The organism is Streptomyces roseochromogenus subsp. oscitans DS 12.976, assembly GCF_000497445.1.
GTDB lineage: Bacteria > Actinomycetota > Actinomycetes > Streptomycetales > Streptomycetaceae > Streptomyces > Streptomyces oscitans.
In genome coordinates this window covers 4,795,417-4,818,059 of record NZ_CM002285.1, presented here as the reverse complement: position 1 = coordinate 4,818,059, position 22,643 = coordinate 4,795,417, and the positions used below count along the sequence as shown (strand labels likewise).

17 protein-coding genes are annotated in these 22,643 nt (G+C 70.0%); 11 read left to right on the top strand and 6 right to left on the bottom strand.

All coding sequences use genetic code 11. From position 1 onward, the window contains the following. Positions 1-62 precede the first annotated feature (62 nt). The 7 genes from M878_RS70380 (at position 63) to M878_RS70350 (ending at position 6,940) form a co-directional block, all read left to right on the top strand. Complete coding sequence (locus M878_RS70380) at positions 63-905, top strand: M24 family metallopeptidase (protein WP_031225386.1); 843 nt, start codon at positions 63-65, stop codon at positions 903-905. Beyond that, positions 902-2,656: an SDR family oxidoreductase gene (locus M878_RS70375; protein ID WP_031225384.1), complete on the top strand. Its 1,755-nt coding sequence runs from the start codon at positions 902-904 to the stop codon at positions 2,654-2,656. Before M878_RS70380 ends, M878_RS70375 begins: the two co-directional genes overlap by 4 nt. Before the next feature lie 123 nt (positions 2,657-2,779). Beyond that, a complete protein-coding gene (locus tag M878_RS70370; RefSeq protein ID WP_023548709.1) occupies positions 2,780-3,727 on the top strand; it encodes a MerR family transcriptional regulator in 948 nt (315 codons plus the stop codon). 120 nt (positions 3,728-3,847) lie between these two features. Further along, complete coding sequence (locus M878_RS70365; RefSeq protein WP_051430102.1) at positions 3,848-4,435, top strand: RNA 2'-phosphotransferase; 588 nt, start codon at positions 3,848-3,850, stop codon at positions 4,433-4,435. Between the two features lie 22 nt (positions 4,436-4,457). Beyond that, positions 4,458-4,928 (top strand): hypothetical protein, encoded by a 471-nt coding sequence (locus M878_RS70360; RefSeq protein ID WP_031225382.1) that lies wholly within the window; start codon positions 4,458-4,460, stop codon positions 4,926-4,928. Positions 4,929-4,970: 42 nt separating this feature from the next. Continuing rightward, on the top strand, positions 4,971-5,873 hold the full coding sequence (locus tag M878_RS70355; RefSeq protein WP_023548703.1) for an LLM class flavin-dependent oxidoreductase: 903 nt from the start codon (positions 4,971-4,973) through the stop codon (positions 5,871-5,873). A gap of 179 nt (positions 5,874-6,052) precedes the next feature. After that, positions 6,053-6,940 (top strand): Cof-type HAD-IIB family hydrolase, encoded by an 888-nt coding sequence (locus M878_RS70350; RefSeq protein ID WP_023548701.1) that lies wholly within the window; start codon positions 6,053-6,055, stop codon positions 6,938-6,940. Positions 6,941-6,986: 46 nt separating this feature from the next. Here M878_RS70350 and M878_RS70345 read toward each other — a convergent pair whose 3' ends face one another. The 4 genes from M878_RS70345 to M878_RS70330 form a co-directional block, all read right to left on the bottom strand. Next, the gene (locus M878_RS70345; RefSeq protein WP_023548699.1) at positions 6,987-8,642 is read right to left on the bottom strand and encodes a sensor histidine kinase; all 1,656 of its coding nucleotides are present in this window, start codon (positions 8,640-8,642) and stop codon (positions 6,987-6,989) included. Between the two features lie 93 nt (positions 8,643-8,735). Beyond that, positions 8,736-12,335, bottom strand: coding sequence for a thiol reductant ABC exporter subunit CydD (cydD, locus tag M878_RS70340; RefSeq protein ID WP_023548697.1), 3,600 nt, complete (start codon positions 12,333-12,335; stop codon positions 8,736-8,738). A 59-nt stretch (positions 12,336-12,394) separates the two neighbouring features. Beyond that, positions 12,395-13,414 carry a cytochrome d ubiquinol oxidase subunit II gene (gene cydB, locus M878_RS70335; protein ID WP_023548695.1) on the bottom strand — a complete coding sequence of 340 codons (1,020 nt, stop codon included), beginning with the start codon at positions 13,412-13,414 and terminating at the stop codon, positions 12,395-12,397. A 15-nt stretch (positions 13,415-13,429) separates the two neighbouring features. Continuing rightward, positions 13,430-14,938: a cytochrome ubiquinol oxidase subunit I gene (locus M878_RS70330; protein ID WP_023548693.1), complete on the bottom strand. Its 1,509-nt coding sequence runs from the start codon at positions 14,936-14,938 to the stop codon at positions 13,430-13,432. Between the two features lie 206 nt (positions 14,939-15,144). Between M878_RS70330 and M878_RS70325 the strand changes: the two genes are divergently transcribed. Next, positions 15,145-15,522: a cyclophilin-like fold protein gene (locus M878_RS70325; RefSeq protein WP_023548691.1), complete on the top strand. Its 378-nt coding sequence runs from the start codon at positions 15,145-15,147 to the stop codon at positions 15,520-15,522. Between the two features lie 13 nt (positions 15,523-15,535). Here the strand turns inward: M878_RS70325 and hisC are convergent, their stop codons facing one another. Further along, the gene (gene hisC / locus M878_RS70320) at positions 15,536-16,615 is read right to left on the bottom strand and encodes a histidinol-phosphate transaminase (RefSeq protein WP_023548689.1); all 1,080 of its coding nucleotides are present in this window, start codon (positions 16,613-16,615) and stop codon (positions 15,536-15,538) included. Between the two features lie 430 nt (positions 16,616-17,045). Here hisC and M878_RS70315 point away from each other — a divergent pair, with 430 nt between their 5' ends. The 3 genes from M878_RS70315 to M878_RS70305 all read left to right on the top strand — a co-directional run bounded on the left by M878_RS70315 (position 17,046) and on the right by M878_RS70305 (position 20,589). Beyond that, positions 17,046-18,158 (top strand): LacI family DNA-binding transcriptional regulator, encoded by a 1,113-nt coding sequence (locus tag M878_RS70315; RefSeq protein WP_076089901.1) that lies wholly within the window; start codon positions 17,046-17,048, stop codon positions 18,156-18,158. Positions 18,159-18,469: 311 nt separating this feature from the next. After that, positions 18,470-19,549 (top strand): metallophosphoesterase, encoded by a 1,080-nt coding sequence (locus M878_RS70310; RefSeq protein ID WP_031225381.1) that lies wholly within the window; start codon positions 18,470-18,472, stop codon positions 19,547-19,549. A gap of 179 nt (positions 19,550-19,728) precedes the next feature. Then, on the top strand, positions 19,729-20,589 hold the full coding sequence (locus M878_RS70305; protein WP_023548683.1) for a membrane protein: 861 nt from the start codon (positions 19,729-19,731) through the stop codon (positions 20,587-20,589). 180 nt (positions 20,590-20,769) lie between these two features. Here the strand turns inward: M878_RS70305 and thiC are convergent, their stop codons facing one another. Then, a complete protein-coding gene (gene thiC, locus M878_RS70300; protein ID WP_023548682.1) occupies positions 20,770-22,554 on the bottom strand; it encodes a phosphomethylpyrimidine synthase ThiC in 1,785 nt (594 codons plus the stop codon). Positions 22,555-22,643: the final 89 nt, after the last annotated feature.

Genomic DNA, 22,643 nt, shown 5'->3' with positions numbered 1-22,643 from the left:
TCAAGTTACGGACGCGTACCGCAGTCGACGGACGAGTCGGCGGCACGACGGGACGGGGCGGCATGACGACGGCAGTGAGCAGCGAACTCCCCGTGGAGCTGCGGGGGTTCAGGCGGGTGCAGCGCCTCGCCTACGAATGCGCGGAGGCAGTCGCGGCACGGCTGGAGCCGGGCGTGACGGAGCGCGAGGCGGCGCGGATGCAGCGGGAGTATCTGCGCGAGCGCGGGGTGCGGGACTGGTTCCACCTGCCCTTCGCGTGGTTCGGCGACCGCACCGCGTTCGTGAACTTCCGCATCCCCCTGCAGTTCTTCCCCACTGACCGGGCCCTTGAGCCCGGCATGCCGTTCATCCTGGACATGGCGCCGGTGTACGAGGGATACACGGCGGACATCGGCTACTCGGGCTCGCTCGGGGTGAACCCGGTGCAGGACCGGCTGATGGCAGACCTGGAGGCGCATCGCGAGCTGATCCTGCGCGAGGTGCGCGAACGGCGCCCGCTGCGCGAGATCTACGAGGACGTGGACCGGCTCATGGTCCGCCAGGGCTACGCCAACCGGCATCGCGCGTACCCGTTCGGCGTGATCGCCCACAAGGTGGACCGGGTGAAGCAGCGCCGCTTCTCTCCCCACCTGTTCGGGTTCGGTGCGCAGTCCCTGAAGGGCCTGGCCGCCGACGCGCTGCACGGCCACCGCGAGGGCTGGTCGCCGCTGTGGTCGCCGTACCGCTTCTCGGACCACCCGCCGCAGCCGGGCCTGTGGGCGGTCGAACCGCACCTCGGCTTCCGGGGTACGGGCGCGAAGTTCGAGGAGATCCTCGTGGTCACCGACTCGAAGGACCCCGGACAGAGCGCGTTCTGGCTGGACGACGATCTGCCGCACGTGCGGCGCTGGGCGGAGGAGAAGTGACGCTGAAAGGTGCGCGGGAGCGCAGGGTGGCGACCGGCGGGGTCGAGCTGTGCGTGGCCGAGCTGGGCGATCCCCAGCAGCCGACGGTGATGCTGGTGCACGGCTACCCGGACAGCAAGGAGGTCTGGTCGGAGGTCGCCGTCCGCCTCGCCGACCGCTTCCACGTCGTCCTGTACGACGTCCGGGGCCACGGCCGCTCCACGGCGCCCCAGCCGCTGCGCGGCGGCTTCACCCTCGCCAAGCTCACGGACGACTTCCTGGCCGTGGCGGACGCCGTGAGCCCGGACCGCCCGGTCCACCTGGTCGGCCATGACTGGGGCTCGGTGCAGTCGTGGGAGTTCGTGACGGTGGGCCGCACGGAGGGCCGTATCGCCTCCTTCACCTCCATCTCCGGGCCGTCTCTGGACCACTTCGGGCACTGGATCAACGCGCGCGTGAAGCGTCCGACGCCCCGCCGGGTGGGCCAGCTCCTCGGCCAGGGCGCCAAGTCCTGGTACGTGTATCTGCTGCACACACCGGCCCTGCCGGAGCTGGCATGGCGCGGCCCGCTGGGCAGACGCTGGCCGGGGATCCTCCAGCGGGTCGAGAAGGTCCCCGCCGGGGACTACCCGACCTCCTCCCTTGCCTCGGACGCGGCGCACGGCGCCTGGCTGTACCGGGACAACGTCCGCGCCCGGCTGACCAGGCCGCGCCCCGACGCGTACGCGCACGCGCCCGTGCAGCTCATCACGCCCCAGGGGGACGCGTTCCTCTCCCCGCGTCTCTACGACGACCTGGAGCAGTGGGTGCCCCAGCTGACCCGCCGTACGCTCCCCGCCAAGCACTGGGTCCCGCGCACCCGCCCCGATCAACTCACTTCCTGGATCGAGGAATTCGTCATGTCCGTGGACGGCGGCCGCCCCGAACCGAAGGCCACCGGCCGCCACGCCGACCGGTTCGGCGGGCAGTTGGTGCTGGTCACCGGTGCGGGCAGCGGCATCGGCAGGGCCACGGCGTTCGCGTTCGCGGAGGCGGGCGCGCGCGTGGTGGCCGTCGACCGTGACACCGAGGCCGCCGCCCGCACCGCCGAACTGTCCCGGCTGATCGGCGCGCCCGAGGCCTGGGCGGAGACGGCCGACGTCTCCGACGAGCAGGCGATGGAGAAGCTGGCCGAGAAGGTGCACCGCGAGTACGGCGTGCTGGACGTGCTGGTCAACAACGCGGGCATCGGCCTGTCGGGCTCCTTCTTCGCCACGACGACCGGCGACTGGCGCAAGGTTCTGGACGTCAACCTCTGGGGCGTGATCCACGGCTGCCGGCTCTTCGGCGCGCGGATGGCCGAACGCGGCCAGGGCGGCCACATCGTCAACATCGCCTCGGCGGCGGCTTTCCAGCCCTCTCGCGCCCTGCCCGCCTACAGCACCTCCAAAGCGGCGGTGCTGATGCTCTCCGAGTGCCTGCGCGCCGAACTCGCCGGTCAGGGCATCGGGGTGAGCGCGATATGCCCCGGAATCGTCAACACGAACATCACGGCCACGGCCCGCTTCGCCGGCGTGGACGAGGCCGAGGAACGCCGCCGCCAGAAGAACTCCGCCCGCCTGTACGGCCTGCGCAACTACCCACCGGAGAAGGTGGCCGGGGCAATCCTGGACGCGGTGACCCGCAACCGAGCGGTCGTCCCGGTGACCCCGGAGGCCAGGGGCGCCCATGCGTTGTCCCGGTTCATGCCGGGGGCGCTGCGCAGGCTGGCGCGGGTGGACCCGAAGGTGTGAATCTCGGTGCGGTTCCGTCGGCTGGACGGTGCCGCCGCTGCGGGCGGTCGTGCCTGCCCCGGTGTCTTCAGGGCCCACCTCCACCCCAGCTCCAGGAAAGGCCCACCAGCCAAGGAGCCGCACATGCCCGACCCCCCGGCCGAGAACACGTACCGCATAGAAGATCTGGCCCACCAAACCCGCACCACCGTAAGAACCATCCGCGCCTACCAGGACCGCGGCCTCCTCCCTCGCCCCGAGCGCCGAGGCCGCGCGAACCTCTACTCCGAGACCCACATCACCCGCCTCCACCAGATCGCCCACCTCCTCGACCGCGGATACACCCTGGCCTCGATCAAGGAGCTGCTGGACGCCTGGGACACCGGCCGCGGCCTGGGCGGCGTCCTCGGTCTGGTCACCGAGGTGGACGGACCGTGGACGGACGAACGCCCCGACCGCGTCACCCGCACCGAACTGAACGCCCGCTTCGGCGGCACCCCCGACGACGACGCCGTGAGCGAGGCGGTCGACCTCGGCGTGCTGGAGCGGATCGACGGCGACCCCGACACGTTCCTCGTACCGAGCCCCCAAGAACTCTCCGTGGCCGTAGAGTTGCACGCCGCCGGAGTCCCGCTGTCCGCGATCTCGGGCCATCTGCGGGAGTTGAGGGGCCAGGTCGAGTACATCGCCGCCCGTTTCCTTGAGTTCACCACGGAGTACGTCTTCGCACGCTATCTGGACGACCCCGAGCACCGTACGGACGCACACGCCGCGGAAGCCGCCTCCCTGGTGCGCCGGCTGCGCCCGCTGGCCCGGCAGACGATGGACGCCGAACTGGCGCGTGCAATGCGCTCGTTGGCGACCCGGCATCTGCGCACACACCTCGGTGCGGAGCAACCCGCCGAGGAGCGGTCCGGCGACCGCTGCGTCGCTCTTCCCGCCGACACGGTCGCCGCTGTGGAAAGCCTCGTTGGCCGGGAACACGTCTGCGAGTTCATCGCATTGGCCGCCGAACGCGAGCTTCGGGCACGCGCCTTGGACCGCCTCACCTCAGGCGCCGTACAGAGTGAGGAAGTTCGCGAATCATCCTAATAGGTGCGTCATTTGTCCACAGATTCGTCAATTCCCCTGTGGATAACCTGACTTGGTTGTGGATCAAACCTGTGAACAAAAAAACCTGCGTGATCCGCGCCTCTCCCGCACGCTGGACACATGAACGCAAGACACGACGAACGACACGACGCGCGATACATCGACGAAAGACGCACAGTGAAGGTGTCGAAGTACCTCTCCAAACACCTGCGTCACCAACCCGAGCGCATCGGGCTCACCCTGGACCCGGCCGGCTGGGTGGAGATCGACACACTGATCGCCGCGGCCGCCGCCCACGGCTTCCGCTTCACACGCGAGGAACTGGACCACGTGGTGGCCACCAACGACAAGCAGCGCTTCGCCATCCAGGGCAGCCGGATCCGCGCCAGCCAGGGCCACAGCATCGAGATCGACCTCGGCCTGCCCCCGGTGACCCCGCCGACGTACCTCTACCACGGCACCGTCGCCCGGAACCTGGACGCGATCCGCACGGACGGCCTCCGGCCCATGAAGCGGCACGACGTGCACCTCTCCGCCGACCGCGAGACCGCGACCCGGGTCGGCGCCCGCCGCGGCCGCCCCGTGGTGCTCACCGTCGACGCCGGCGCCATGCACCGCGACGGCCACGTCTTCCACGTCAGCGCCAATGGAGTCTGGCTGACCCAGGCCGTACCACCGCGCTACCTGCGGTTTCCCGGCCCCCGCTGACACTGCGCGGCGCACTGCGGTCATGATCGGTGCCATGGATCACCCGAACGAGCGTCTGCCGACCACCGAGGCCGCCGTCACCGTACTGCGCACCCTCGCCGCCCAGTACGGGCGCGAGATCGAGGTGACCCACGACATCGGCGCCGACCAGACCTCCCGCCGCAGTGCCGCGGGCATCGGCGTGACCACGGACCCGGACGGCTCCCTGCCGCACGAGGCATACGTCGAGTTCGGCGGCGTGCCCCGGGTGAGCGTGCAGCTCTTCCCGGACGATGACGCGCTGATCACCGTCGAGGGCATCGAATGCCACGACGTCCCGCGCGACGACGTGCCCGCCTTCCTCCGCTCCGTCTTCGGCGACCTCGCCCACGTCAAGGCGCGCCGCTTCCCGCCCGGCTACCGCCTGGTCGTCCCGCTGCCCGGCGACCGCACATACAAGGAGTACGTCCCGATGATCCTGCTCAGCCCGTGGCTGAGCAGCCGCGTTCGGTGACCGTTTGGTCCGTTGTCAGTGGGGCCGCTTACTCTCGAACGCATGAGTCTGCGTCTGAGCACCGTGATCCTGCCCTACCGCCGCTGGAGCGAAGGCGGCCGTTCGGCCTGGCTGCGGGCCGAGCAGCTCGGCTTCCACACGGCGTACACGTACGACCACCTGTCCTGGCGCAGCTTCCGTGACGGCCCGTGGTTCGGCGCGGTCCCGACGCTGACGGCCGCCGCCGGCGTCACCGAGCGGCTGCACCTCGGCACGCTGGTGACCTCGCCGAACTTCCGGCACCCGGTGACCCTCGCCAAGGAGCTGATCTCCCTGGACGACATCTCCGGCGGCCGGATCACCCTCGGCATCGGCGCCGGCGGCACCGGCTTCGACGCCACCGCGCTGGGCCAGGAGCCGTGGAGCCCGCGCGAGCGCGCCGACCGCCTCGCCGAGTTCGTGCCGCTGCTGGACCGGCTGCTCAGCGAGGACGCGGTGTCGTACGAGGGCCGCTTCTACTCGGCCCACGAGGCGCGGAACATCCCGGGCTGCATCCAGCGGCCCCGGCTGCCGTTCGCCGTGGCCGCCACCGGCCCGCGCGGCCTGAAGCTCGCCGCGCGCTACGGCCAGGCCTGGGTGACCACGGGCGACCCGAAGCTGTACGAGTCCGGTACCCCCGAGCAGTCCGTAGAGGCCCTGCGCGGCCAGTTCGCCAAGCTGTCCGAGGCCTGCGCGGACGCCGGGCGGGACCTGGCCGGCCTGGAGAAGGTCCTGCTCACGGGCTTCACCCCGGACCGCGCCCGTCCGCTTCAGTCCCTGGACGCCTTCGTGGACTTCGCCGGCCGGCACCAGGAACTGGGCTTCACCGAGATCGTGATCCACTGGCCCATCCAGGACTCCGACTTCGCCGCGGACGAGAAGGTCTTCGAGCAGATCGCCATGGAGGCCGCGGCCCAGCTGGGCTGACCGGACCGCTGCGGGGGCTCACCGGATCACCGCAAGGCCGCAGGGCTCACCGGATCCCGCAAGGCCCGCGGGGATCACCGCAGGGCCGGGGGAATCGCCGCAGGGCCGACGGGATCCCCGTGTAGCCGAGCGTCATCTGTGTCTCATCTGTGCGGAGTCCCGCACGGCCGTGCTGGCATATGCGCGAGAATGGCCCGGTGACCTCAGCGACCAGACAGCCCGGGACCCCGTCCGCCGCCCTACGGCCGCGGCTGATCGCCACCGACCTCGACGGCACACTGCTGCGGGACGACAAGTCGGTCTCCCCGCGCACGGTCACCGCGCTCGCCGCCGCGGAAGAGGCCGGCATCGAGGTCTTCTTCGTCACCGGCCGCCCGGCCCGCTGGATGGACGTCGTCAGCGACCACGTCCACGGCCACGGCCTGGCGATCTGCGGCAACGGCGCCGCCGTGGTCGACCTGCACGGCGGCCCCGGCACCCACCGCTTCGTGAAGGTGCGCGAACTGGCCCGCGCGAACGCCCTGGACGCCGTACGGCTGCTGCGCGAGGCGGCACCCGGCACGGTGTACGCGGTCGAGCAGACCTACGGCTTCCACCAGGAGCCTGACTATCCCCAGCTGCACATGGAGATACCGGACCACCTGCTGCCCGCCGAGCAGCTCCTCGCCCCCGACGGCCCGGACGCCGACCAGCCCGTGCTCAAGATCCTGGCCTACCACCCGGATCTCGACCCGGACGCCTTCCTCACCCTCGCCCGGCTGGCGATCGGCGACCGCGCCAACGTGACCCGCTCCAGCCCCAGCGCCCTGCTCGAACTGAGCGGCCCCGACGTCTCCAAGGCCAGCACGCTCGCCCTGTGCTGCGCCGAGCGCGGTATCTCGCACGAGGAGGTCGTCGCCTTCGGCGACATGCCCAACGACGTCGAGATGCTGACCTGGGCCGGCCAGTCGTACGCGATGGGCAACGCCCACCCGGACGTCATCGCCGCCGCGTCGGGCCGCACGGTCGCCAACAACGAAGACGGCGTCGCGGTCGTCATCGAGCAACTGCTCACGGGACGTTTCTAGCGCCTGAGGGCGCCTTGGTGCGGGAGTTTCCAGCGCCTGAGGGCACTCAGTACGGCGCCTCCCACACCACCGCCGTCCCGCCGCCGCTCTCCCCGATACCCGGGCCGATCCGGCTGTCCCCGCCGAGAGACTCGGCCCGACGCTTCAGGTTCCGCAGCCCGCTGCGCCGGCCGCCCTCGGGGATGCCGGCGCCGTCGTCCGCGACGGTGAGCCGTACCCCGCGGTCCCCGCCGGCCAGGGTGACCGTCGCATCGACCACGACGTCGATACGGGAGGCGCCGGCATGCCGGAACGCGTTGGACAGCGCCTCCCGCAGCGCCGCGATCAAGTTCTTGCCCGTGAGGTCACCGACGGTGTCGACCGGACCGAGGAAGCGGTGCGACGGCTTGAACCCCAGTGGTACGGCAGCCATGTTGATCTCCCGCAGCACCCGCGTCCGCAACCCCGACGGCACCTCCGCCGGGCCCTGCTGCAGCGCGAAGATCGCGGTTCGGATCTCCTGGATGGTGACATCGAGTTCGTCCACCGCCTTGCCGACGCCCTCACGCACTTCCGGCACCACGGACCGCCGCAGTGCGCTCTCCAGCATCAGCCCCGTGGCGAACAGCCGCTGGATGACCAGGTCGTGCAGATCCCGGGCGATCCGGTCGCGATCCTCGAACACCGCCAGCCGCTCCCGGTCCCGCTGTGCCTCGGCCATCATCAGCGCCAGCGCCGCCTGCGAGGCGAACTGCACGGCCAGCGTGCGCTCGGCCCGCGTGAACGGCCGTCCGCCGCGCGCCCGGGGCGTGACCAGCGTGCCCAGCACCCGGCCGTCGCTCTGCAGTGGCACCATCATCGCCGGGCCGTAGCCGCTCGCGTACTGCGTCAGCATCCGGGAGTCGGTGGCCGCGTCCGCGACGAACACCGCCTGCCCGTCGAGGAGTTCGGCGACGATCCGGCTCTCCGGCGGAATCACCGCGCCCAGCATGCCCGTCGGCTCGTCCGAGGCCACGGCCACCACCTCCAGGCCGCCCTCCTCCGCGGGCAGCAGCACGACCCCCGCTGCCGCTCCGGACAGCCGGCGCGCCTGCTCCGCCACGACCTGCAGGGCGTCGTCGGCGTCCCCGCCCGACAGCAGCGCCGTGGTCACGGCCACGGACCCGTCGATCCAGCGCTCCCGCTGCATGGCCGCCTCATACAGCCGGGCGTTGCCGACCGCGATACCGGCCTCGGTGGCCAGCACCTGGACCATCGCGAGGTCATCGCCGTCGAAGGGCCGGCCGTCGCGCTTCTCGGTCAGATAGAGGTTGCCGAAGATCTCGCCCTGCACCCGGATGGGGACCCCCAGGAAGCTGCGCATCGGCGGATGGTGCCGGGGAAAGCCGCACGAGCGCGGATCCTCGCTCAGATCGGCCAGCAGGACCGGTTCCGGCTCCCTGATGAGTGCGCCGAGCAGCCCCCGGTGCCCGTCGGGCAGCCGGCCGATCCGGCGGGCGGTCGCCTCGTCCACCCCCTGGTAGACGAAGTCGGAGAGCCCGCCGTCCTCCTCGGCGACGACCCCGATCGCCGCGTACCGGGCGCCGGTCAGATCGGCGGCGGTCTCGCAGATCCGGTCCAGCGTGGAGTGCAGCTCCAGCCCGCTGCCCACGGACCGCATCGCCTCCAGCAACTGCGGCACCCGCAGAGCCGGCTCGGGGTCGGGCGAGGGCGAGGCACACATGCCCCGAGAGTAATTAGTCCCTTTTGTCACCGAAACCGGAGCCGAGAACCGGGGTGACACCAGGTCGGCACCGGGTTGGCACGGGAGCGCCCGTCAGACCGCCCCCACCAGTGACTCCACCTCCGCCTCCCGCAGCGCCAGCGCCCGCAGGGGCCCGTCCACCGCGAGAAGCTCCGCGTAGGTGCCCCGCTGCACCGCTCGCCCGGCGTCGAGCACGATCACCTCGTCCACCGCCTCCAGCCCGGCCAGCCGGTGGGTGATCAGCAGCGTCGTACGGCCCTCCGTGGCGGCCAGCAGATCGGCGGTCAGCGCGTCGGCCGTCGGCAGGTCCAGGTGCTCGGCGGGCTCGTCGAGGACCAGGACGGGGAAGTCGGCCAGCAGCGCCCGAGCCAGCGCCAGCCGCTGCCGCTGCCCTCCGGACAGCCGCGCCCCGTGCTCGCCGACGAGCGTGTCCAGGCCGTCGGGCAGCACGTCCACCCAGTCCAGCAGACGGACCCGCGCCAGCGCCCGGCGCAGATCGGCCTCGGTGGCGTCCTTCCGGGCCAGCAGCAGGTTCTCGCGCACCGAGCTGTCGAAGAGATGCGCGTCCTGCGCACACAGTCCGACGAGCCGCCGTATGTCGTCACCGGCCAGCGCGTACGCGTCCACACCTGCGAGCGTGTACGCGCCCTCTTGCGGGTCGAGGAAGCGCAGCAGCACCTGGGCGAGGGTCGTCTTGCCGGAACCGGACGCACCCACCACCGCGATCCTCCGCCCCTCCCGCAGGGTGAGATCGAAGGCGGCCAACGCCTCCCGCTGCTGCCCCTCGTACCGCGCGGCCAGCCCCTTGACCACCACGGGGAACGGCGAGGCGGGCGCCTGCCGGGGCCGCTCGGGCTCGCGCACGGGCTCCGCAGCGTCGACCACCTCGTAGACACGCTCCGCGCTCCGCCGCACCCGCTGCCGGTGGCGCACGGCGAGCGGCATTCCCAGTACGGCCTCGAAGGCGGCCAGCGGAGTGAGGACGACCACGGCCATCGCCACGCCACCTAGCCGGCCCGCAGCCACCGCCTGGGCGCCGAGCAGTGCGGTCGCCGTGACGGTCAGCCCGGAGATCAGTGCGGTGAGCCCGTCACCCAGCGCCGTCACGGCGGCGGCCCGCGAGGCGATCCGGGTCAGTGCGCCGTCGGCTTGCCGGGCCGCGTCCGTACGGGCGGGCAGCGCACCGGCGACGGTCAGCTCCGCGGTGCCGGTGAGCAGGTCGGTGACCCGGGTGGCGAGGGCACCCCGGGCGGGGGCCAGCCGTCGCTCGGTCCGCCGGGCCACGGTCGCGGTGACGAGCGGAACGCCGACACCGGCCGCCACGAGGCCCGCCGCGAGGACGGCACCGGCCTCGGGCAGCAGCCAGGCCGTGAAGCCGACGGAGGCGGCCGAGACGGCCACGGCGACCGACGCCGGCAGCAGCCAGCGCAGCCAGTAGTCCTGGAGCTCGTCCACGTCCGCGACCAGCCGGGTGAGCAGATCACCGCGCCGGGCGCTCCGCAGCCCGGCGGGCGCGAGCCGCTCAAGCCGCCGGTACACGGCGACCCGGGTGTCCGCCAGCATCCGCAGCACCGCGTCATGCGACACCAGCCGCTCGGCATACCGGAATACGGCCCGCCCGATCCCGAAGGCGCGCGTGGCCGTCACGGCGACCATCAAATACAGCACAGGAGGCTGCTGCGAGGCCCGCGAAATAAGCCACCCGGACGTCGCCATGAGCCCCACGGCACTACCAAGCGCCAGACTCCCGAGCACCAACGCCAACAACAGCCGCCCCCGCCAAGGCCCAGCGAGCCCCCGAACTCGCGCAAGCACACCGGCGGACCGCCCGAAACGACGCCCCGAACCGCCACCCTGGCCCTGCCCTACGGCACCGCTCCCCAGCTCACCGAGTCGAGACCCAGCCGAGGCCTGCCCCGCCGGGCTCAGCCCCGCACGGCCACCATCCAGCCCAGCGAGTCGGGTGGCGAGTGGGCGAGGCCGGGGGGCCAGGGGGTGGAGCCTTCTGGCGGGCCGGCTGCAGCCCCGGTCGGCCAAAGGCTCCGCGCTGTCCAGCCGCACCACCCGGTCCGCAACCTCCAGCAACGCCGGCCGGTGCACCACCAACAGCACCGTACGACCCGCCGCAAGCCTCCCCACCGCAGCCACGACCTCCGCCTCGGTCGCCCCGTCCAACCCCGCCGTCGGCTCATCCAGCACCAGCACAGGCCGGTCCGCGAGAAACGCCCGCGCAAGAGCCAACCGCTGCCGCTGCCCCGCCGACAGCCCGGCCCCGTCCTCCCCGAGCACGGTCTCGGCCCCCTCGGGCAGCGCATCCACGAACTCCAGCGCCCCGGCATCCCGCAGCGCCCGCCGTACGGCGACATCGTCCGCGTCGGGCCGCGCCAACCGCACATTCTCCGCGATGGTCCCGGCATACAGATGCGGCCGCTGCGGCACCCACGCGATCCGCGACCGCCATTCCTCCACATCGAGGCCGGCAAGATCCACTCCCCCGATCCGCACCCGCCCCTCGGTGGGCGCGACAAATCCGAGCAGCACGTTCACCAGCGTCGACTTGCCCACCCCGCTCGGCCCGACGAGCGCGACCGTCTCACCGGGCTCGACGGTGAACGACGTCTCCGTCACGGCATCCGTGGACCGGCCGGGATAGCGGACGGTGACCCCGTCGAAAGCCACCGCACCCGCGGGCACGGCACCGGAACCGCACGCCGGAACCGGCGTCTGCAGCACGGTGAAGATCTCCTCCGCGGCGGCAAGCCCCTCGGCGGCCGCGTGGTACTGCGCACCTACCTGACGCAACGGCAGATACGCCTCGGGCGCCAGCACCAGGATCACCAGACCGGTGTACAGATCCATGTCACCGCGCACGAGCCGCATTCCGATCGTCACCGCGACCAGGGCGACCGACAGCGTGGCGAGCAACTCCAGTGCGAAGGAGGAGAGAAAGGCGATCCGCAGGGTCCGCAGGGTGGCCCGCCGGTACTCGCCGGTGATCCGGCGGATGGACTCGGCCTGCGCCTTGGCCCGGCCGAAGACCTTCAGCGTGGGCAGTCCCGCGACCACATCCAGGAAATGCCCGGACAGTCGGGACAGCAGCCGCCACTGGCGGTCCATCCGGGACTGGGTGGCCCAGCCGATCAGCATCATGAAGAGCGGGATGAGGGGCAGGGTGCCGACGATGATCGCCGCCGACACCCAGTCCTCGGTGACGATCCGCGCCAGCACCGCCACCGGCACGACCACCGCGAGCCCCAGCTGAGGCAGATAGCGCGAGAAGTAGTCGTCGAGGGCATCGACCCCACGCGTGGCCAGAGTGACCAGTGAACCTGTGCGCTGCCCGGCCAGCCACCCGGGACCCAGCGCCGCCGCCCGGTCGAGAAGCCGTCCCCGCAATTCGGACTTCACCGCCGCGCTCGCCCGGTGGGCGGCGAGCTCGGTGAGCCAGGCGACGACTGACCGACCGACGGCAACGGCCGCCAACTGCAGCAGGGGGGTGCGCAGTTCAGCGACGGACTGCCCATGCTGGAAAGCACCGACGACGACCTCGGCGATGAGCATCGCCTGGGCGATGACCAGCCCCGCACCGACGGCACCCAAGCCGACGACCGCCACGAGGAAGAGACGGGTGGCGCGGGCGTACTTCAGCAGGCGTGGATCGATTGGTTTCACGTGAAACGTGCCCTTCGGTCCAGAGGGTGTGTTTCACGTGAAACACACCCTCGGCGGACTCAGTGAGCGGCGCCGGCCGCAGCATCGGGAGCGATGTGCTGCGTGCCGATCCGCTTGCGGAACACCCAGTAGGTCCAGCCCTGATAGAGCACCACCAGGGGCGTGGCGATGGCAGCCAGCCACGTCATGATCTTCAGGGTGTACGGGCTCGACGAGGCGTTGGTGACCGTCAGGCTCCAGTCCCCGTTGAGCGTGGACGGCATGACATTCGGGAAAAGCGACAGGAAGAGCATCGCCACAGAAGCCACGATGGTGACACCCGAGAGCGCGAACGCCCAACCCTCACGCCCGAGTTGATTGGCCACCAGAGCGGCCACCAGGGCGACGACCGCCACGAGCAAGGCCACCAGGCTCTTGCCGTTACCGCTGTGGGCCTGCGTCCACAGCAGGAATCCGAGCGCCACGACGGCCGTGACCAGACCGACCCACAGGGCCAGCTTCCGTGCCCGCACCCGGATGTCGCCCACGGTCTTGAGCGCGGTGAAGACCGCTCCGTGGAAGGTGAACAGCGTGAGCGTCACCAGACCGCCGAGCAGGGCGTAGGGGTTGAACAGGTCCCCGAGGCTGCCGACGTACTCGAAGTGCTGGTCAATCTTGACGCCCCGCACGATGTTCCCGAAGGCCACGCCCCACAGGAACGCCGGGATCAGCGAGGTCCAGAAGATCGCCGTCTCCCAGTTGCGCTGCCAGTCCTCCTCGGGTCGCTTCGCGCGGTACTCGAAGGCGACGCCTCGGATGATCAGACAGACCAGGATGACCAGCAGCGGCAGATAGAAGCCGGAGAAGAGAGTGGCGTACCACTCCGGGAACGCGGCGAAGGTCGCGCCGCCGGCCGTGAGCAGCCACACCTCGTTGCCGTCCCAGACGGGCCCGATGGTGTTGATCAGCACCCGCCGCTCCGGCCGGTTGCGGGCCAGCAGTTTGGTGAGGATGCCGACCCCGAAGTCGAAGCCCTCCAGGAAGAAGTAGCCGGTCCACAGGACGGCGATCAGGACGAACCAGACGTCGTGAAGTTGCATGACTGTTCCCCCGGCCTAGTACGAGAAGGCCATCGGCTTGTCGGCGTCACGGGTGTCGCCGCCGATCTTCGTGGGCGGATTGAGGTCGGCCTCGGTCAGCTCGGGCGGGCCGGCCTTGACGTACTTCGCGAGCAGCTTGACCTCGACCACGGCGAGGATCGCGTACAGCGAGGTGAAGACGATCATCGAGGTGAGGACCTCGCCCTGGGAGACACCGGGGGAGACCGCGTGCCGGGTCTGCAGGACGCCGTAGACGACCCACGGCTGGCGGCCCATCTCGGTGAAGATCCAGCCCCAGGAGTTGGCGATCAGCGGGAAGGCCAGGGTCCAGGTCGCGATGCGCCAGTACCAGGGCGTGAGCTTCGGGCTGAGCGCCTTGTTCTTGAACAGCACCAGATGCGGCACCTCGTCCTCGCCGACCCGCAGATGCTTCGGCAGCATGAACTTCTTCCGGGTCAGCCACAGTCCGGCCAGCCCGATGGCGAAGGAGAACATGCCGAAGCCGATCATCCAGCGGAAGCCCCAGAAGGCGACCGGGATGTTGGGCCGGTAGTCACCCGGGCCGAACTTCTGCTGCTCGGCCTTGTTGACGTCGTTGATGCCGGGGACGTACGAGGTGAAGTCGTCGTCGGCGAGGAAGGACAGCAGACCGGGTATCTCGATGGCCACGGTGTTGTGGCCCTTCTCCACATCGCCGTAGGCGAAGATCGAGAAAGGTGCCGGCTTCTGCCCGTCCCACAGCGCTTCGGCGGCCGCCATCTTCATGGGCTGCTGCTTGAACATGACCTTGCCGAGGGTGTCACCGCTGATCGCGGTGAGCAGGCCGGCGATGACCACCGTGACCAGGCCGAGCCGTAGCGAGGTCTTCATCTCGCGGATGTGCTTCTTGCGGGCCAGATGGTAGGCGGCGATGCCCACCATGAAGGCACCACCGGTCAGGAACGCCGCGGACAGGGTGTGGAAGGCCTGGCTGAGTGCGGTGTTCTGGGTCAGTACGGCCCAGAAGTCGGTCAGCTCGGCCCGGCCCTTCGCCTTGTCGATCTTGTATCCGACCGGGTGCTGCATCCAGGAGTTGGCCGCGAGGATGAAGTACGCCGACAGGATCGTGCCGATCGAGACCATCCAGATGCAGGCCAGATGGATCTTCTTGGGCAGCTTGTCCCAGCCGAAGATCCACAGTCCGATGAAGGTGGACTCGAAGAAGAACGCGATCAGCGCCTCGAAGGCGAGCGGGGCACCGAAGATGTCGCCGACGAACCGCGAGTAGTCGGACCAGTTCATGCCGAACTGGAACTCCTGGACGATGCCCGTGACCACGCCCATGGCGATGTTGATCAGGAAGAGCTTGCCCCAGAACTTCGTCGCCCTGAGGTACTTCTCCTTCTCCGTGCGCACCCAGGCCGTCTGCAGCCCGGCCGTGAGGGCGGCCAGGGAGATGGTCAGCGGGACGAACAGGAAGTGGTAGACGGTGGTGATGCCGAACTGCCAGCGCGCCAGTGTCTCCGGCGCCAAAGCCAGGTCCACGTCGTCACTCTCCTTACCGGCGTGGTACAGCGGCGGTTTGCCCCGTTCATGTCGCTCATACAGGGCAATCGGGACGCGCTTGTGAACGCGTTCACATTCACAAGCCATTATGACGCACTGATTTTCGGCAACCGACGGGGGGTCCCCCCTCCGCCTTCCCGTCAAGACCTTGGCAGCGACTTCAACATATTGTTGAATTGCGCGGCATGCAGATATGTATCTCCTGGCCCGCGGGAAACATCACCGCGACCCTCGACGCAGACACACCGACCACCCAGGCCCTCACCAAGGCACTGCCGCTCACCTCCACTGCCTACACATGGGGCGAGGAGGTCTATTTCGACACAGGTGTTGCCGTTTCACGTGAAACGGACGCCCGGCAGGTCGTGGAACCGGGCACGGTTGCCTTCTGGACGGACGGCAACGCGCTCGCCCTCCCCTACGGCCCCACGCCGATCTCGCGAGGCGACGAATGCCGCCTCGCGAGCCCGTGCAACATCCTGGGGCGCCTCGACGGAGACGCCCGGACACTGGCGACCGTCCGCGACGGCGACCCCGTCCGTGTGGAACTGATCGGCGAGTAAAACCGCCGCTGCGCTAGAGCTCCTTGCGGAACGCCTCTGTCACCTTCAGGAAGATGTCGTTCGCCTCGGTCTCTCCGACCGTCACCCGCACACCCTCGCCCGGGAACGGCCGGACCACCACACCGTGCTGCTCGCAGGTCTGAGCGAACGCGACCGTACGCTCCCCCAGCCGCAGCCAGACGAAGTTCGCCTGCGTCTCCGGCACCTTCCAGCCCTGGGCGCGCAGCGCGTCGACCACGCGCGCCCGCTCGCACACCAGCGAACCGACCCGGCCGAGCAACTCGTCCTCGGCCCGCAGCGAGGCGATCGCCGCTTCCTGCGCGAGCTGGCTGACGCCGAAGGGCACCGCCGTCTTGCGCAGCGCGGCCGCGACAGGCTCATGGGCGATCGCGAAACCGACGCGCAGCCCCGCGAGCCCATAGGCCTTGGAGAAGGTGCGCAGGACACAGACGTTGGGCCGGTTCCGGTACAGCTCTACGCCGTCGGGCACCTCGGGGTCGCGGATGAATTCGCGGTAGGCCTCGTCCAGCACGACCAGGACATCGCCGGGAACCCGGTCGATGAACCGCTCCAGCCCGGCCCGCCGCACCACCGTGCCGGTCGGGTTGTTGGGGTTGCAGACGAAGATCAGGCGCGTCCGGTCGGTGATCGCGTCCGCCATCGCGTCCAGGTCGTGCACATCGCCGGGCGTGAGCGGCACCTGCACCGACCGGGCGCCGCTGATCTGCGTGATGATCGGGTATGCCTCAAAGGACCGCCAGGCGTAGATCACCTCGTCGCCGGGACCGCTGGTGGCCTGGATGAGCTGCTGGGCGACGCCGACCGAGCCGGTACCGGTGGCCAGGTGGGAGAGCGGGACGCCGAAGCGCTCCGACAGTTCGTTCATGAGCCCCGTGCAGGCCATGTCCGGGTAGCGGTTGAAGTTGGAAGCGGCCGCGGTCACGCTCTCCATCACCCCGGGCAGCGGCGGATACGGGTTTTCGTTGGAGGACAGCTTGTAGGCGACCGGCCCTTCGGCCGCGGCGGGCTTGCCCGGCTTGTAGGTGGGAATACCCTCCAGCTCGGCGCGCAGCTTGGGGCTCGTCTCGCTCACCGCAGTCCTCCTCGCGACCACCGGCGGACCGTCGACGCCGCCGGCTTCCAATGCTCCTCACCTTATGAGGATTCGGCCCCGGTGCGTACAGGTGGAGGGCCTGCAATACGCGAGCCACGTCCGACTCGGCGCCATCGGGGGCATCACCGTACGAAGGCGTATGTATCAAGGGGCGCGCCGTACATATATCTATGCGCCGGTGGCTCACGCCGTGGCGCGCATCCCTCGTGCAGGTGAGTTGAGACCTCTTCGAAACATCGGGCACTTGGCAGGCCCATACGCGTTGACAAGTCACGTCCTGGCGATTGATCGGTCAACTCCCTCTATTTCTAAGGCGGTTGACCCAAACTGACCATGCAGAAACGTGCCTGTCAACGCGTGCATATGCGTCCGCACTACCCCACCTCATGAGCCCTACTATCGGCTCGCCATGACAGCAGCAGGGAAGCACCAGGTGAGCCGCGCGGAAACCTCACGTCGAGGCAGTAGGCCGGGCCGGGCGGGCATCAGAGACGTGGCCGCCGCCGCCGGGGTCTCCATCACAACCGTCTCCGACGCCCTCAACGGCAAGGGCCGACTCCCGGATGCCACCCGGCGCCATGTCCGCGAGGTCGCCGACCGGCTGGGGTACCGCCCCTCGGCCGCCGCCCGCACCCTCCGTACCGGCAAGTCGGGCCTGATCGGCCTGACGGTGACGACCTACGGGGATGAACCTTTCACCTTCACGGAGTTCGCGTACTTCGCCGAGATGGCCCGGGCCGCCACCTCGGCCGCGCTCGCCCGCGGCTACGCCCTCGTCATCCTGCCCGCGACGTCCCGCCACGACGTGTGGTCCAACGTCGCCCTGGACGGCACGGTCGTCATCGACCCGTCCGACCAGGACCCGGTGGTCAGCGAGCTGGTCCGGCAGGGGCTGCCGGTCGTCTCCGACGGGCGCCCGGCCGGCTCGCTGCCGGTCACCGCGTGGGTCGACAACGACCACGAGGCCGCCGTCCTCGGCATCCTCGACCACCTCGCCGACGCCGGCGCCCGCCGCATCGGCCTGCTCACCGGCACGACGACGGACACGTACACCCACCTGTCCACCACCGCCTACCTGCACTGGTGCGAGCGGGTCGGCCAGGACCCGGTCTACGAGGCCTACCCGGCGCACGACCCGTGCGCGGGCGCCGTCGCCGCCGACCGGCTGCTCGCCCGGCCCGACCGTCCCGACGCGGTCTACGGCCTGTTCGACCCCAACGGCACCGACCTGCTGGCCGCCGCCCGGCGCTACGGGCTGCGCGTCCCCGACGACCTGCTGCTCGTGTGCTGCAGCGAGTCCATGGTGTACGCCAGCACCGAGCCGCCCATCACCACGCTCTCCCTGAAACCGCGCCGCATCGGCACCGCGGTGGTCCAGCTGCTCATCGACGCCATCGAGGGCGTGGAGTCGGACCAGCCGGTCGAGCAGGTGATACCGACGGAGCTGATCGTGCGCACCTCCTCCCAGCGGCGCCTGCCGCGCACGACGGTCAGCCCGCCTCGGACGCCGGACGACAAGTAGCGCGGACGAGCAGCCCCGAGACGGGAAACAGCGCCAGAAAGCGGGCGATCACCCCGTGCCTGCACCCGCCGATGGAGCAGGCACGACGGCCCGACGATCGTCGGGCCGGGTGTCCGGTCGGCGCGGAGCCGGCCGAACACCTGCCCAAACGGGGCGAAAGCCGCGGTGAACTGGAGTCTTGTTCCGATTCACCGCCCCTGGGTCATCACACGGCGCGACGCTCATTCCTATGATGGGCCCACGACACCGTGGACCGCTGCGACCAGGCAGTCCGAAGCGGTGCAGATGCGGCGCGATGGTGGAGGGGTCTGATGACTCAGGGGGCCGGTCAGGGACCCGAAGTGGAGCGGACGGCGACGCTGCGCGACTTCCGGGTACCGGCGTACGTCCATGAGACCGGTCCCTACGTCCACACCGCCCACCCGGGCGACACCGCGCCACCCGCCGACGAGACGGGCCCCGACGGCTACACGCCCACCCAGCGCGACCTTCCCGTCGTCAGCCGGACGCCGACCCTCCAGGTCTCCGTCGAACCGGCGCCCGCCGCCCCGGCCTCGCAGCCGGCGACCGGCCCCGGACCGCTGTTCGTCGTCGGAGACGTCCACGGATACCTCGACGAACTGGTGACCGCCCTCCAGGAGCAGGGGCTGATCGACGCCTCGGGCCAGTGGTGCGCCGGCACCGCCCGGCTGTGGTTCCTCGGCGACTTCACCGACCGCGGACCCGACGGCATCGGCGTCATCGACCTCGTGATGAGGCTGTCCGCCGAGGCCGCGGCGGCCGGGGGCTACTGCAAGGCCCTCATGGGCAACCACGAGCTGCTGCTGCTCGGCGCCAAACGGTTCGGCGACACCCCCGTCAACTCCGGCGCGGGCACCGCCACCTTCCAGGCGGCCTGGCTGCTCAACGGCGGCCAGAAGACCGACATGGACCGCCTCCAGGACCACCATCTGCAGTGGATGGCCCGCCTCGACGCCCTTGAGGTGGTCGACGGCTATCTGCTCGTGCACTCGGACACCACCGCCTATCTCGACTACGGCGACTCCGTCGAGGCGGTCAATGACACCGTCCGCGAGACCCTCACCCGCAACGACGCGGACGAATGCTGGGATCTGTTCCGCAAGTTCACCAAGCGCTTCTCCTTCCGCGACGAGGGCGGCGCCGACGCCGTACGCTCTCTTCTCGATACGTACGGCGGCACCCGCGTCGTTCACGGCCACAGTCCGATTCCGTACCTCCTCGGTGAGGTCGGCTCCGAGGACGGAGAGGAGGAGACCGGCCCGGTCGTGGAGGGACCGCACATCTACGCCGACGGGCTCGCCATCGCGATGGACGGCGGGGTGACCATGGCCGGAAAGCTACTGGTCCGGCAACTCCCTCTGACTACCTGAACGTTCCGTGGGCAGGCGTCCCCCGGCGGAGTTCACGCAGGCGAGGGCAATTTCCGGCAACCCCCTGTCACCGCGTGCCGTCACGGCTCTACCATCGGCTTATCCGTAGCAGGCTCCCCTCCGTTTCTGCCCGACGGCTCGCCGGCGTGCGAGCCCCAAGCCCTACGGAGCATCGGGGGATGCACATGAACAGCGTTCCGCAGTACCTGCAGAGCGAGGACCGCCAGGAATTCGAGCGGCTCCTCGATGAGGCGCTGCGCTCCGCACCACACCGTCCGGAACTGGCCGCTGTCGGACAGCGGCTCAACCTCGAACAGCTGCGCACCATGGCGCTCAACGCCTCCGCTTTGATCACGGCCGCCGCTACGGCCGAATACCAGCACTATGTGAAGGTCCGCGAGCAACTGCGGCACCCGGCGATGGCCACCTCGGCCACCGGAGACTCCGGTTCCACGGAGCCGGGTTCAGCCACGGCCGGGCTTGTCACCAGCTTCGGCGATGCGGCCGAGAACACCGGCGCGGGCGCCATCGCGGTCATCGCCGTGCTCGCTCCCGTCCTCTCGGGAACCGCGGCGGCGATCTTCCTGCTCGTCGGCTACATCCTGAAGACGCTGGGCCCCGGTCAGGCCTTCGCTCAGACCATGCTCACCGCCGGCTGGGTGTTCGGCGCGGTGACCGCGGCCGCGATCCTCGTCGCCGCCGTCGGACTGCTCCTCACCGCCTTGCGCAACGGCAACTCGCCACAGGCCCAGGCGCTGGACGCTGCGCACCGGGAACTGGACAAGGCCAGAGCGGCCTGGCGGGACGCCCTGCTGGAGCGCGGCATCCTGCCGTTCCTGCGGGAGGCACTCGCCGAGCCCGGACCGGCCGCCCTGCACCGCACCACCCCGCCCGCCCCGAACGGCCGTATGCCCCGACTGGGATACGACCGTCCCGGCTTCAGCAGCCCCGGCGACGGCACCGACTCCGACCGCCCGAGCTTCACCAGCCCGGACTACACGAGCCCGGACTTCGGCGGCCCGGAGCACCAGCCCGAGTAACCCCGCATCCAGGGCTGAACAGCCCCGGCTCGCGCCCCGGAACAGCAGGGGCCCGACCGGGTGGACCGAGCGGCCAACCGGCGTGGTGCCCCCACCCCGGTCAGCCGCCATCCCACCGTTCCTCGACCGCACCGGCCGCCTCGACAGGCGATCCGGCGCGGCGAGTTCAGCCCGTCCGGCTCAGTCGGCGATCGGCAGGTACACCCTGTTCCCGCTCGCCGCGAACTCCTTCGACTTCAGGGCCATGCCCTCCTCGATCTCGGTCCGACTGCCGCCGTGTTCGCGACGGATGTCCTGCGAGATCTTCATGCTGCAGAACTTCGGCCCGCACATGGAACAGAAGTGGGCCGTCTTGGCGGGCTCGGCCGGCAGGGTCTCGTCGTGGAACTCCCGTGCCGTGTCCGGGTCCAGGGCGAGGTTGAACTGGTCCTCCCACCGGAACTCGAAGCGAGCGTCGGACAGCGCGTCGTCCCACTCCTGGGCACCCGGGTGTCCCTTGGCAAGGTCGGCCGCGTGTGCGGCGATCTTGTAGGTGATGACGCCGGTCTTGACGTCGTCCCGGTTGGGCAGGCCCAGGTGTTCCTTGGGCGTGACGTAGCAGAGCATCGCCGTGCCCCACCAGGCGATCATCGCGGCGCCGATGCCGGAGGTGATGTGGTCGTACGCCGGCGCGATGTCCGTGGTCAGCGGGCCGAGCGTATAGAACGGAGCTTCATCACAGATCTCCTGCTGAAGGTCGATGTTCTCCTTGATCTTGTGCATCGGGACGTGACCGGGGCCCTCGATCATCGTCTGTACATTGAAACGCTTGGCGATCTGGTTGAGTTCCCCGAGCGTGCGCAACTCCGCGAACTGCGCCTCGTCGTTGGCGTCCGCGATCGAGCCCGGCCTGAGGCCGTCGCCCAGCGAGTATGTGACGTCGTAGGCTGCGAGGATCTCGCAGAGTTCCTCGAAGTTCTCGTACAGGAACGATTCCTTGTGGTGCGCCAGGCACCACGCGGCCATGATCGAGCCGCCACGCGAGACGATGCCGGTCTTACGGTTGGCGGTGAGCGGCACATACGGCAGACGCACGCCCGCGTGGACGGTCATGTAGTCCACGCCCTGCTCTGCCTGCTCGATGACCGTGTCCTTGTAGATCTCCCAGGTCAGCTCCTCGGCCTTGCCGTCGACCTTCTCAAGGGCCTGGTAGAGCGGCACCGTGCCGATGGGGACGGGGGAGTTGCGCAGCACCCACTCGCGGGTGGTGTGGATGTTGCGGCCGGTGGAGAGGTCCATGACCGTGTCGGCGCCCCAGCGGGTCGCCCAGGTCATCTTCTCCACCTCCTCCTCGATGGAGGAGGTCACCGCGGAGTTGCCGATGTTGGCGTTGACCTTCACCAGGAACCGCTTGCCGATGATCATCGGCTCGATCTCCGGGTGGTTGACGTTGACCGGCAGCACCGCACGACCCGCCGCGATCTCCTCGCGGACCACCTCGGGGGAAACGTTCTCCCGAATGGCCACGTACTCCATCTCCGGGGTGATCTCGCCCCGGCGGGCGTACGCGAGCTGCGTCACCGCCTGGCCGCTGCGGCCCCGACGCGGCTGGCGCGGCCTTCCAGGGAAGACCGCGTCCAGGTTGCGCAGCCCGCCGCGCGGCGAGGTGTGCTTGATCCCGTCGTCCTCGGGACGTACGGGACGGCCCGCGTACTCCTCGGTGTCGCCGCGGGCGATGATCCAGTTCTCCCGCAACGGCGGAAGGCCCCTGCGGACATCGGTGTCGACGAGTGGATCGGTGTATGGGCCCGACGTGTCGTACAGCGTGACCGACTGCCCGTTGGTGAGGTGCACCTGGCGGACCGGCACGCGCAGGTCGGGGCGCGAGCCCTCGACGTACGCCTTGTGCCAGCCGATGGACTTCCCGGCCTCCTGGGACATGTCGTCCTGAACAGAGGCAGGCGTGCGTGCGTCCTTGTTGGTCATAAGACCTACTCCCTACGCCGGCATTACCCGGTAACAGGTTCGGCGGTCGACGCAGCGATTTCCGTCTGGCGACGTTTCCTGCGGAACAT

Bases quoted from the DNA above. Each gene is read 5' to 3' on its own strand.
- thiC (WP_023548682.1), bottom strand. From the start codon at position 22,554: ATGACCAACAAGGACGCACGCACGCCTGCCTCTGTTCAGGACGACATG.
- M878_RS70355 (WP_023548703.1), top strand. From the start codon at position 4,971: ATGAGTCTGCGTCTGAGCACCGTGATCCTGCCCTACCGCCGCTGGAGC.
- M878_RS70370 (WP_023548709.1), top strand. From the start codon at position 2,780: ATGCCCGACCCCCCGGCCGAGAACACGTACCGCATAGAAGATCTGGCC.
- M878_RS70315 (WP_076089901.1), top strand. From the start codon at position 17,046: ATGACAGCAGCAGGGAAGCACCAGGTGAGCCGCGCGGAAACCTCACGT.
- cydB (WP_023548695.1), bottom strand. From the start codon at position 13,414: ATGCAACTTCACGACGTCTGGTTCGTCCTGATCGCCGTCCTGTGGACC.
- M878_RS70345 (WP_023548699.1), bottom strand. From the start codon at position 8,642: ATGTGTGCCTCGCCCTCGCCCGACCCCGAGCCGGCTCTGCGGGTGCCG.
- M878_RS70305 (WP_023548683.1), top strand. From the start codon at position 19,729: ATGCACATGAACAGCGTTCCGCAGTACCTGCAGAGCGAGGACCGCCAG.
- M878_RS70365 (WP_051430102.1), top strand. From the start codon at position 3,848: ATGAACGCAAGACACGACGAACGACACGACGCGCGATACATCGACGAA.
- M878_RS70350 (WP_023548701.1), top strand. From the start codon at position 6,053: ATGCGCGAGAATGGCCCGGTGACCTCAGCGACCAGACAGCCCGGGACC.
- M878_RS70360 (WP_031225382.1), top strand. From the start codon at position 4,458: ATGATCGGTGCCATGGATCACCCGAACGAGCGTCTGCCGACCACCGAG.
- M878_RS70310 (WP_031225381.1), top strand. From the start codon at position 18,470: ATGACTCAGGGGGCCGGTCAGGGACCCGAAGTGGAGCGGACGGCGACG.
- M878_RS70325 (WP_023548691.1), top strand. From the start codon at position 15,145: ATGCAGATATGTATCTCCTGGCCCGCGGGAAACATCACCGCGACCCTC.
- M878_RS70380 (WP_031225386.1), top strand. From the start codon at position 63: ATGACGACGGCAGTGAGCAGCGAACTCCCCGTGGAGCTGCGGGGGTTC.